This window comes from uncultured Psychrobacter sp., assembly GCF_947495825.1.
Classification (GTDB): domain Bacteria; phylum Pseudomonadota; class Gammaproteobacteria; order Pseudomonadales; family Moraxellaceae; genus Psychrobacter.
Map to the genome: position 1 here is coordinate 14270 of NZ_CANMAH010000002.1, position 11976 is coordinate 26245.

Here is an 11976-nt window from a genome sequence, read left to right on the forward strand (position 1 = left end):
GTTATTTACGTTAAAAGGGTTTATTTGAATTAATGGTCTCAAGACCAGTATCTATAAGAAATACGTCTAAAAAGTACTGCCTTATAGATAAGCGTTGAGCTTGTATCAAAAAGTGGGGGCAACAGAAGATAGCTTCAAGTGTAAATGCAAAAAATTTATCAAAATGTGAGAGTAGATATCTTATAAGTTCGTCATGGCGAGTAACCTTACTCACAAAGCGTTACTTACGGCGTCAGCTTAAGGAGTCTTGGCAACATAGGCTACAAGAGCTGAACACCCGTGTATGTTAACACCCTTGAAAATGTAACAACATATGACCATTATAAGCTTTGAGAACATAATAATAGTTATAAAAAAGATGACACATTTATCTTCTATCTATTAAGGAAAATCCATGAGTATTTTATCGACAAATAAAAAGTTATCAGTAACTGACAATCGAAATCTTAAACATAATAAATCAAAGTTTCTCACCGCCCTAAACACAGGCGCTAGTATCGCTATTATCGGAGCTTTAAGTATGACCGCCCCTACTCTTGCCAACGCAAAAACCATTCAACCATCAAGCGCTGATTATAGCTTTACGGTTGAAGATAAATATAAAGGCACGGCAAACCGTACCTTAAAAAAGTCTGGTAATACTTGGAATTATAAGGTAAAAGCTCGTGTGGCTGGTGTCGCTAGCGCTTCGCAAGACAGTACCTTTACCATCAATGGCAATAATGTCAGTCCGACGCAGGCCAGCACTACTTATAAGTTGCTAGGTCTTGGGCGTACGCATAAACTAAGCTTTAACCCCAGCAGCAAAAAAGTCACCAGTACTTATAAAGGCAAAACCACGACCATGGATATGGCGCAGCAAGCTTTCGATGATTTGAGCCTTGAGGTGCAAATCCGTCAAGATTTATTGAACGGTGATTTCTCTGGTAATTACTATATGGCTAAAAAAAATAAAGTAGAAAAGACGCCATTCAAAAAATTTGGTAACACCAAAATTACTGTACCAGCAGGAACTTTTGATACCGTCCGTGTTGACCGTATTCATGACGACAATAGTCGCTCAACCAGCTTTTGGTTAGCACCAAGTCTTGATTACTTACCGGTCAAAGTAAGCCAAGTCAACGATGGTAAAAAGATGGATTTAGAATTAACGAAAGCCAACTAAATCCTAAGCCGTTACTAACTTAGCTGACCGCTACGTTATTCTTGCTAATCTCTTTTATAAAGACCTAACTATAATAAAAAAGCGGCGCTCTCATCCAGAGCGCCGCTTTTTGTTATCTAAGCTTTTTTATATCAATAACAGAGGTAAAAACCAATCTAGCGAGAGCGCGGCTTCTTGACGACATTATTCATCGAAGGCAGACGCTTCAATAAAATAAACAGCCAAACGTTAATCACCAATAGCAGCAAAAAGTCGAACAGATACACCACTATCTCAGACCAACTGCTGCCATAGATGCGAGTAAACAACACGACCCCACTTGCGCCCAAATACACAAGAGTAAACATACTGCCGACCAATAAGGCATAAGGTGAGCGCCCACGCACAACCCATGGCGTCAGTATAAAAGCTGGCAAAAGCCATAGTGCCTGCCACGCAATACCACCCACAATATCAGGGCTACTGACATTAAATACACTAATGAGAATGGGCAGCCCAAGCAGTCTATAAACCAACCAAACAAGCCATGTCAGCATTAAACGCTGACGAATGGGCGCAATAGGTTTGCCGGATTTGACGGGCTTACTAGCTTTTTTTGCTGCTGGTTTTGCCTGAAGGTTATTATCGGGGCGATTAGTAGCCATTAGATACGTTTGCTTCCTAGTTTAGTAGCATTGTGCTGCACGATATAAAAGCAGCTTAGCGGGTCCAGTTAGCTTGTGCTAACGCTTTGGCACTAATAGCCAGACGTCGACCTTGAGCGATACCTAGCTCGCGCTCATCATCATTTACAGGTTGGTCATGTAATGCACCGCTCACGTGACTGGCGCCATAAGGCGTACCGCCGCGATGAGTACGATTCAGCGCAGGCTCTGCATAAGGTACTCCGACAATTATCATACCGTGATGCATCAGTGGTAACATCATTGTCAGTAAGGTTGTTTCTTGGCCGCCATGCATCGAACCTGTCGCCGTGAACACTGAAGCAGGTTTGTTTTGTAGATTGCCTGCCAGCCACAAGGTGACCGTATTGTCCCAAAAGTACTTCATGGGCGCGGCCATATTACCAAAGTGCGTTGGGCTACCAAGTGCAAGGCCGCTACAGTCTTTAAGATCATCCATAGTGCAATACAGATCACCCTCATCAGGAATCGCAGGCTTGCTCGCTGTGGTCTCAGGTGCCACAGTCGGTACCGTACGGATACGCGCTGTCATGCCAGCGTCCTCGATACCTTGAGCGATCGCATACGCCAATGTCTTAGTTGTACCGTGGCTAGAATAATATAGTACCAAAACATAAGGGTTGTCTTGACTCATGAGCAACACTTCCTTTTAAAATCATTAACGTTATGAGATGCAACAGCTTGTGTATCATATAAGCTTTGCACCAAGAGATTGATATCACTGACAGATGCGCACATTATGCCCGACTCATTCACTGACATGCAAACAAAGACTTCCTTACCTTGTTGTAGTTATAACCTTGTAACGCATGCTGTTATGTATTTTGACACAATTAATTGGCAGATGCTTATAGCACATTTTTGTTACACTACTGTCACTCTTATCCTTGCTAAATGGTCGATATGGAAAACTTACTGAAAAAAATCCCGTTTGCACATCAACGCTGGTTTCAATTTTTGCGATTTTTGACGCGGCACTTTTTTGAAGATAACTGCCAACAAAAAGCAGCATCATTGACTTATACCACCATGTTATCAATCGTTCCTATGTTGACCGTATTACTGATGATTTTATCTTCAGTTCCAGCGCTCGCTTCAGTTAGAGCGCAGATTTATGAGGTGATATACAGTAATTTGTTACCGCAATCGAGCATGCAGGTCAGTGAGTATATAAATAGTTTTGCTGAAAAATCGTCTAACTTGACGGCCATCGGGGCGATGATCTTATTTGTCACAACCATTATCACTTTGACGACTATTGAACGAGCTTTTAATCAGATTTGGCGAGTAGATGATCGTTCTGGCGGTATCAAAAGTATGCTGCGCTATTGGACCATTATTACTATGGGACCGTTAGTATTGGGTACCGCATTTATTGCATCTAGTACGGTACAGAGTTTGAGCTTTTTGAACCGTCAAATAGGTGGCTATGGTATTGATTGGTCGTTTTGGGTACAGATAGTTTCCATCAGTGTAATGGTTGCAGGCTTTATCGGGATGTATTGGTTCATTCCCAAAGCCCGCGTACCTGTAAAAAACGCGGCTATAGCTGGTATATTTGTTGCAATAGCATTTGAATTACTAAAGCATATCTTTGGTATGGTCATGAGCAACTTTACTAGTTATGAAGCCATATACGGTGCGTTTGCCGCCTTACCTATCTTCTTATTATGGATTTATTTATCATGGAACTTAATCTTATTAGGCGTTGAGGTTAGCTATACTTTAACTATTTTTGAGACTGAGGAAGTCTATCCACGTCATCCGCTGTTAAGCTTGCTTGATATGTTAAACCTAGTCTATATCAACCATTTAAAAGGCGATACCGTGAGCGAGCAGGAGCTACGTAACGTATTAGGTCGTAAGGAGCTGCCTAAATGGTATACCTACATTAATTACTTAAAAGACAGCAAACTCATCACCGTGACTGAAGATGACGAATACGTACTCAAAAAAGATCTTAGCAGACTGACATTATGGGACTTCTACCGTACTCTGCCTTACCCGTTACCTATAAAGGATGAGCTTGATGAGATGAAGAGTGACAGCCAACAACCATGGCTTAGTCTACTGATACGCCGCTTTATCAATACTGAAGCCTTTGCTCAAGAGCAACTTAACTTACCGTTGTCTGCTATTTTTTCTCATAGCCAGCCGCGCAAAATAACCTCTACAAGCAATGAAAAAGAGTCTTTTGGCAAATACGGTAAGCGCAATACACAGCACCATAAACATAAGCGCGAGCAAGACACACCGCATTTTGAAGCAGCAGCCTATGATAAAGACAGTGACGTCATATGCGATAACAATCGCAATGAGATTTTGATTCCAAATGACCCGATTGAAGACGATAAAGACGCAAACAACGACAGTAACAATCACAAAGGCAATATCATTACTGAAGCGGACAACCCAAAAGTAAACAGGTAAATGCTATAACCTTAATCTTGTCAGACGATACTATAAGATAGCCTTCGCCAGAAGATATGAGCCAAATTATATTCCCAACCCTTTGGAGCCTATGGCAGTGACTGAAAACAATAAAAATAACCTGCCCACACGCCTACTGACGACCAGTCTTCACGCACTAAAAAAATTTGCACAGTTATGGTCACTACAGACCTTAACTGACTTACCTGATCGATTAAGGAATCTATGGCAAAAGCTTATTGGTTCTTATTGGTTTATCCCAACCGCTTGCGTATTGACGGGCATACTTTTAGCCCCTTTGTTCATCGCTATCGACCAGCAGTTTGATCGTGCAACCGTGAGAGATATTCGGTTTGCTTTTACGGGTGATGACTCTTCTGCAAGAGCTATTATGACGACGATTGCAGGAGCGGTATTAGGTGTGGCTGGTACTACTTTTTCGATTACCATTGCCGTTCTTTCTATGGCCTCATCACAATTTGGCCCTAGGCTTTTACGTAACTTTTTGACTGATACCTCAAATCAGTTTGTACTTGGCGCTTTTATCGGTACATTCAGCTATAGCTTGCTGGTCTTAAAGGCTATTCACAAGCATGATGTCGATTTTGGTGTGCCTCAACTGTCCGTCACTTTTGCTATCGTGATGGCGGTTGTCTGTGCCTTACTGTTGGTCTATTTTGTACAACATATGGTCCATGCTATTCAAGCCTCACGCGTCATTCAAGGGGCAAGTGACGATGCTATTAAAAATATTGATTACTGGTACAGCGACAACTGCAATATTGAGCATCAGCATAACGTCATGAATAGTGACGATATTGCACAATATCATTCTTGGTGTGCCACTCCTATTTACGCGCCAACCTCAGGCTATTTACAACAGATTTACTTTGAGTCGCTTATCACGTTGGCGCAAGATTATGGCGGTGTGGTGCAATTACATACCAATCTTGGCGACTTTGTCACTGATAGAAACATCATAGGGCATTTTTATCAGCGCCCAACAGCGCATATTAGTAACCTAAAAAAGACCAAAACTTCTCAGCTTGTAGTATCCTCGCGTGCCCCTGATGGAGTTTTTTGGCAACGCTTTGCTGCTTGTCTTCATTTTGGACGCCAATCCGCGTACACCAATGATATAGCATCAAGCCTAGGACAAGTCACTGAGATCGCTGTACGGGCACTATCGCCTGGGATTAATGACCCCAAGACAGCTGTCAATTGTGTACAGTCTTTAACTATTTGTCTAAGCCTAATGTTACGTCGGCAGCCACCTAGCCCCTATCATTTTTATACGCCACCAAAAGACAAAGATGAGTCTAATATTACGGTCAATCGGCCGCACATAGCAATACTGGCGCTTGTTACCAGAACACCAAAGATATCTGATTTTATTGAAACGTCACTAGGTGAAATACGTCGATATGCTATTGCAGACTTAATGGTATTAAAGGCGCTTTGTCAGGCGGTGACTGACTTAAATTATGCTCGAGTCAATACCGCACAGCGTCAGACTTTATTACGCGAGCTGACTTTAATCGAACACGCAGGTCAAGCGAATCTAAGTTATACAGAGCTTGTAGAGGACCTGCTAGCCATGTGTCAACAAGCACGGCAATTTATTCATGATGATAATGCGCAACATCGACACTTTGAGTATATCAGTGAATTTGATGCCCATATTTATAAAGCCTTACAGACGCAATCAAGGTAGATAAATAAGCTGTAGCTGAGTTACACGCATAGATTTTAGGCAATACTAATACTGCCTATCAGCTCAATACCTGTTATCCTTTTAACAACTTTTATATTCATTGAGACTGCTTTTATGGCATCTGCAACCAGCCTGACTATACTTGAGATTAGCGCTATCTTTTTATCAATGACTGCGATATTGGCTTACATCAATCATCGCTTTATTGGTCTACCAACTACGATTGGAGTTATGGTTATCTCCATTGTGTTATCCATGGTAGCGATCTTTTTAGGGTTTTTAGGGTTTGATCAGCTCATTGACTATGAAGTTAGTTTGTTAGATCAGTTGGACTTCACTGAAGTCTTGCTAGATGGCATGCTATCTATGCTCTTGTTCGCTGGTGCTTTGCACGTCAATATTGGTGATTTAAAGCGTTATAAGCTCCCCATTGGCGTTCTTGCATGTATTGGCACGCTAGTATCAGCTGTACTGATCGCTACTGCCCTCTACTTTATGCTCCCACTCCTTGGTTTTGGACTCCCTTTTATTTGGTGTCTACTATTTGGTGCTTTGATATCGCCTACAGATCCTATTGCAGTTATGGGAATACTAGCATCAGCGGGAGCGCCAAAGAGCATCGAAACTGTCATCGCTGGCGAGTCATTGTTCAATGATGGCATCGGTGTTGTCATATTTGTTCTATTGCTCGGCATCTTATCTAGTGGTGATATACCAACGGTTAATTATGTGGCCCATACTCTAGCTGTTGAAGCTGGTGGTGGCATTATTTTTGGCTTGGTACTTGGTGCTATTTTGTACTACTTACTCAAAAGTATTGACAGTTATCAAGAAGAAGTACTGTTGACACTTGCAGGCGTGATAGGTGGTTATGCATTAGCCAGTCATTGGCATTTGTCCGGGCCACTTGCTATGGTGATGATGGGCCTAATGGTCGGCAACCGTGGTCGCGAGCTTGCGATGAGTGACAAGACCCGTCACTATATTGATCTGTTTTGGGAGCTGATAGATGAGATTTTAAACGCGATTTTATTTGTGCTAATCGGTCTTGAGGTTGTCATCATTGCATACTCAGGCAACCTATTTATTGCAGGAGGCTTGAGCATTATAATTGCCTTACTTGCCCGTCTTATCGTCGTAGGTATGACTACCAAGACCTTAAGCAGACAGCTACAATTACCTGAGGGTGCGTGGAAAGTATTGACCTGGGGCGGATTACGGGGCGGTATTTCAGTGGCCTTGGTACTACAGCTGCCGACAGGGATGGAGCGCGATATTTTACTGGCACTCACCTATGCTGTCGTCGTCTTCTCTATCTTGGTACAAGGGTTAAGCATCGGCAAAGTCGCCAAAATGATTCAGCCTGTTGCGCATAAATAGCGATGCATTCAAATGACTAACCTATCAAAACTAGACAATTAACGTTATAAAACTATCAAAGTAGTCAGCGAGTCATAGTAATTTTGCAACTTTATATCTCACTGCTCACCTCTTACGCCAATCTCTCAACAGCACAGCTGCTCTAAAAAGGTTTGATATCAGACGTTATATCAAACCTTTACGTTTCATATTACGATAGACGACGATAACAATGATAATATTTAGTAGTAAAATTCCCAGTTTAAACCAATCAAATGGACTCACTATTAGATAGTAAATCTCAATAGGAATAAATATCCCATAACCGATAACGCTAAACCAATATGCCCATGTTTTATCTTGCCACAACCCATAAGCTTCAACAAAACGCAAACTAACGTAAGCAAAAATAAATAACAGAAAAAGTGACCAGTTTTTACTTGCTTGCTGGGCAATTTGGACAATACTCTCTATTTGCGTGGACAGCAGGTTGCCAAAGTGTTGTTGCCATGAATCCGATGCTTGGGCCAGCCAGCGCTCGAGATTGGCATGCCAAAACCATAATGCAAAAGCCCCTGTCAGCGCGCCCGCTCCTTTGACGATCTCGTACACTGCGACTGCTTTGATCGATTCGCTAGACTCGCTGTTTTTGGTCACTTTATTCGACAGACTATCGTCATCATCCAATAACTGATGACTTTCACTCGCTATAGAAGGTCGTGAATTGTCATTATGCTGAGATGGATTAACCAAAGAAGGTCTCCACGACTCGGCCTTGTAGATGTTGGTTAAAGAACGGGGTGTTCTTGCCATTCGATAACATGGTATCTACTGTCACCTGCCACTCAAGGTTAGGATCGACCAAGATTGCGCCGCCTAGACTTTCATACTTGGTACTGATTCCCGCAATTTGAGCCGGGTTGATACAAATTTTATCTACCAGTTGCTCTACTGTTAGCACCTCATCTCGTACCAGTTGACAAGCTAGCGCCATAAAGGTGTCGAAATTGGAGATACCAGGGGTACTTTCAGCGAAAGGGGCTTTTTTGGCCGTAGAATTTAAGGGTTCATGATGACTACAAATGGCATCAATAGTCCCATCTTTGAGGCCACGCAATAGTGCTTGCTGATCAGTATTACTACGTAATGGCGGTAACACATAAGCTTGTGCATTAAAACCTTCTAGATTGTCATCTGTCAAATACAACTGATGCATCGCTACATCACAGGTTACGGGCAGTCCTTTGTCTTTTGCCCAGCGCATCAGCTCCACTGAAGACTTACATGATAATTGACTAAAATGGGCGGAAATACCGGTCTCCTCTACCATCAGCAATTGGGTAGACAAGGCTACTGTCTCAGCGATCCAAGGAATACCTTGCAGGCCATGATAAGAGGCAATGTAGCCTTCATGCGCAACCCCATTACCAGACAAATTTGGCTCGTTGGGATAAAAAAATACTTTCATACCAAAGGTTGCTGCATACTCTAACGTCCGTAACAACACCAGATCATTATCAAAAGGCCGACGCGCATTAGAAACAGCAATACAACCTCCTTTTTTAAGACCTGCAATATTGGAGGGACGCGTCCCTTCTAGACCTGCTGTTAATGCGCCAAGAATATGCAGATAAATACCGCCATCTTCGAGTGCACGCTCACGCAGACCTTTAAGTAATGAGCCATTCTCCAAGATAGGGCTGGTATCAGGCGGAGTCACCACATGCAAAAAGCCGTTGCCACGGGCAGCCCGACCTTCAGAGGACAATGTCCCATGTTGCTGTTGTCCAGGTTCGCGTAGGCGTGCACACAAGTCTACTAATGGTGGTAGCAACCAAGTTTCACGACCAGTCTCAAGGTTTGCAAGTTTATCAATCGCTTCACTCGATAAAGACTTTTCAAATACGTTAGGAAGTAAATTTGTTATCTGCGCATCAGTAGTAATAGGGTCAGTCATGAGCTTGTTACCATATCAGTAATTAAATAAATAGAATCGAATAATCAAACGTCTAAAGCGTACACCACAAAGTATCAGTTGCTAACTTCATTGGTTATGCGTCTTTTGTGAGTTTCTTGCCGCTTGATGAGCGCGTTGGCCTTCCATGGCGAGTGATAATACTGCCATACGAATCGCTACACCATTACTCACCTGCTCTAAAATAACGGACTGCGGGCCATCAGCCACACTTGAGGCAATCTCAATACCTCGGTTCATGGGACCTGGGTGCATGATTAGAGCATCAGGTTTCGCAAGCGCCACCCGCTCAGGCGTAATACCATAATGTTTATAATACTCACTTGATGAAGCCAGTAGCGGCGAGCCAATGCGCTCATTTTGTATTCTTAATCCCATGATGACATCACAGTCTGTGACGCACTCATTCATGTTTTCATAAACATTCACACCGTAGCGCTCAATCCCCTTAGGCAATAGCGTACGTGGCGCGCAGACGCGAATATCTTTGACACCTAAAGTTTGCAGCGCACTGATGTCAGAGCGTGCGACTCTTGAATGCTTGATATCACCGATGATAGCAACTGATAACGCTTCAAATGGACGCGGTGCGGCGCGATGAATGGTCAGCATATCTAGCATCCCTTGGGTTGGATGCGCATGCCAGCCATCACCGCCATTGATAATGGCGATATCTGGCGTCACCTCAGTCGCCATAAAATGCGCGGCCCCTGATGCAGAATGTCTTACTACAAAGATATCAGCTGTCATGGCTTGTAAGTTCCACAGTGTATCGCGTAAACTTTCGCCTTTTTTTGTACTAGAGCGGGCAATGTCAATGTTCAGTACATTGGCCCCAAGACGCTTTTCTGCCACCTCAAAGGTAGTACGAGTACGAGTTGAGGGCTCAAAAAACAGATTCATAACTGTACAGCCTTCAAGCTCAGGCCGATTGATCAGCTGACCATTTTCATCAAAGAAAGTTTCAGCTTTAGCAATAATTGCTTGTAGTTGTGATTTATTTAGCCCTTCTACGCCCAAAAAATGACGCAAACTTCCATCTTGGTTTAACTGTGGACGACTAAGGGAAGTGTTGAGTCTCTGATGGACAGTATCGTGGTCAAATGTGGCGTATTTGGATGGTGATACAGTATTTGTAGATATATTTTTTTTGGAAGTTGGCATAATGGCAAGTCTTTATTATGGGTTTATATCAAGTCAATCATAACGATTTTTTCGTTCATGACTATGACCAGGTGTACAGACACGGGGACATTTTGACACTTATTTGCTACACTTTACCGCAGTAGCATATGGCATCTTACTCGCTTTTATAAATAACCCAATATTTACTATAATAAGCAGTAAGTCTGACCAAATTATCAATAATAATAGACATAGTGTAGCTGATTTTGCATGCAGGACAAAGATAACGAGCCTGCTATTTGCATATTTACTCATTCAACCAACAATTTAGCGAAACGCATTCTAAGTCATCATCTCAATCTAACGTATTTATAAAGCTTATAATTTTTTATCTTATATGAATCCTCTCATTTATTAGGAACTACTATGACGACCTTAGCACATTATTTAAAAGCACAAAAAACTGACCCTGCCGTAAGCGATGTCATCACCACTGTCACAGAAGTGGGTAAAACCATTTCGCAATTGCTTAGAAAAGGAGCGTTAGCAGATATTTTGGGAGAAGCAGGCAATCAGAATGTCCAAGGTGAAGAACAAAAAAAGCTAGATGTATTGGCCAATGATTTATTATTAGATGCTTTGGCACAAAACAAACACTGTGCAGGCGTAGCGTCAGAAGAGCTAGATGATGCAACGCCTGCCAATGCGGATGGCAACTTACTCGTATTGTTTGATCCGCTTGATGGCTCATCAAACATCGATATCAATATGGCGGTAGGCACGATCTTCTCTATTTTACCCTACCAGCGTCAAGGCCAAACAAGTGAAAATAGCGACTTTTTACAAGCGGGCAACGCACAGCTGGCGGCAGGTTACTTACTGTATGGTACATCAACTATGCTGGCACTGACGGTAGCTGACAACGTAGTGATGTTTAGCTTAGATCCAGATAGTAACGACTACATACTAGTAGAAGATAACGTACAAATCGATGCCGATACCAGTGAGTATGCCATTAACAGCTCAAATTATCGCTATTGGCGTGCTCCTATGCAGCAGTATATTGATGAGCTGGTCGCTGGCGATACAGGGGTCCGTGGTCGTAATTTTAATATGCGCTGGGTGGCAGCTATGGTGGGTGACGTGCATCGTATCTTACGCCGCGGTGGGTTATTCACTTATCCTTTTGACACCAAGTATCCAAACAAAGCTGGTAAGCTGCGTTTAATGTACGAAGCCAATCCTATGAGCTTACTCATTGAACGCGCAGGCGGCAGTGCGACTGATGCCACCAATCGTATCTTAGATATAACTCCAACCGACATTCATCAGCGTGTCCCTGTCGTCCTTGGTAGTAAAAACGAAGTCGATTATGTCAGAGACTTACACCTCAAACATGACAATAAATAGTACGCTTTATCATTACTTATTTATAATGTAATCCTACATACTAAGCATGACCAGTCCAATATTAAAAAGTATTTTGGACTGAATTGTTTTCGATGTCATTTATTTTACCTTTTTT

Annotated in this window: 10 protein-coding genes; 5 read left to right on the forward strand and 5 right to left on the reverse strand. The window is 42.5% G+C overall.

Translation table 11 applies throughout. The features are described 5' to 3' along the window. Positions 1–394: 394 nt before the first annotated feature. Positions 395–1165: a DUF3108 domain-containing protein gene (locus Q0895_RS02780; RefSeq protein ID WP_299185371.1), complete on the forward strand. Its 771-nt coding sequence runs from the start codon at positions 395–397 to the stop codon at positions 1163–1165. Between the two features lie 155 nt (positions 1166–1320). Here Q0895_RS02780 and Q0895_RS02785 read toward each other — a convergent pair whose 3' ends face one another. Next, the gene (locus Q0895_RS02785) at positions 1321–1809 is read right to left on the reverse strand and encodes a hypothetical protein (RefSeq protein ID WP_299185372.1); all 489 of its coding nucleotides are present in this window, start codon (positions 1807–1809) and stop codon (positions 1321–1323) included. 55 nt (positions 1810–1864) lie between these two features. Further along, positions 1865–2482, reverse strand: coding sequence for an NAD(P)H:quinone oxidoreductase (gene wrbA, locus Q0895_RS02790; RefSeq protein ID WP_299185373.1), 618 nt, complete (start codon positions 2480–2482; stop codon positions 1865–1867). Positions 2483–2751: 269 nt separating this feature from the next. Here wrbA and Q0895_RS02795 point away from each other — a divergent pair, with 269 nt between their 5' ends. The 3 genes from Q0895_RS02795 to Q0895_RS02805 all read left to right on the forward strand — a co-directional run bounded on the left by Q0895_RS02795 (position 2752) and on the right by Q0895_RS02805 (position 7372). Next, complete coding sequence (locus Q0895_RS02795) at positions 2752–4278, forward strand: YihY family inner membrane protein (RefSeq protein WP_299185375.1); 1527 nt, start codon at positions 2752–2754, stop codon at positions 4276–4278. A gap of 91 nt (positions 4279–4369) precedes the next feature. Then, positions 4370–5992 carry a DUF2254 domain-containing protein gene (locus Q0895_RS02800; RefSeq protein ID WP_299185377.1) on the forward strand — a complete coding sequence of 541 codons (1623 nt, stop codon included), beginning with the start codon at positions 4370–4372 and terminating at the stop codon, positions 5990–5992. Positions 5993–6106: 114 nt separating this feature from the next. Beyond that, a complete protein-coding gene (locus Q0895_RS02805; RefSeq protein ID WP_299185379.1) occupies positions 6107–7372 on the forward strand; it encodes a sodium:proton antiporter in 1266 nt (421 codons plus the stop codon). A gap of 165 nt (positions 7373–7537) precedes the next feature. On the opposite strand, the gene Q0895_RS02810 is transcribed toward Q0895_RS02805, so the two are convergent. The 3 genes from Q0895_RS02810 to Q0895_RS02820 all read right to left on the reverse strand — a co-directional run bounded on the left by Q0895_RS02810 (position 7538) and on the right by Q0895_RS02820 (position 10490). Further along, complete coding sequence (locus Q0895_RS02810; protein WP_299185381.1) at positions 7538–8104, reverse strand: DUF2127 domain-containing protein; 567 nt, start codon at positions 8102–8104, stop codon at positions 7538–7540. Next, entirely contained in the window at positions 8097–9278 is a 1182-nt protein-coding gene (locus Q0895_RS02815) for a dihydroorotase (protein ID WP_299185771.1), read from the reverse strand. Before Q0895_RS02815 ends, Q0895_RS02810 begins: the two co-directional genes overlap by 8 nt. A gap of 117 nt (positions 9279–9395) precedes the next feature. After that, positions 9396–10490: an aspartate carbamoyltransferase catalytic subunit gene (locus Q0895_RS02820; protein WP_299185382.1), complete on the reverse strand. Its 1095-nt coding sequence runs from the start codon at positions 10488–10490 to the stop codon at positions 9396–9398. Positions 10491–10877: 387 nt separating this feature from the next. Between Q0895_RS02820 and Q0895_RS02825 the strand changes: the two genes are divergently transcribed. Further along, positions 10878–11861: a class 1 fructose-bisphosphatase gene (locus Q0895_RS02825; protein ID WP_299185384.1), complete on the forward strand. Its 984-nt coding sequence runs from the start codon at positions 10878–10880 to the stop codon at positions 11859–11861. Positions 11862–11976 lie beyond the last annotated feature (115 nt).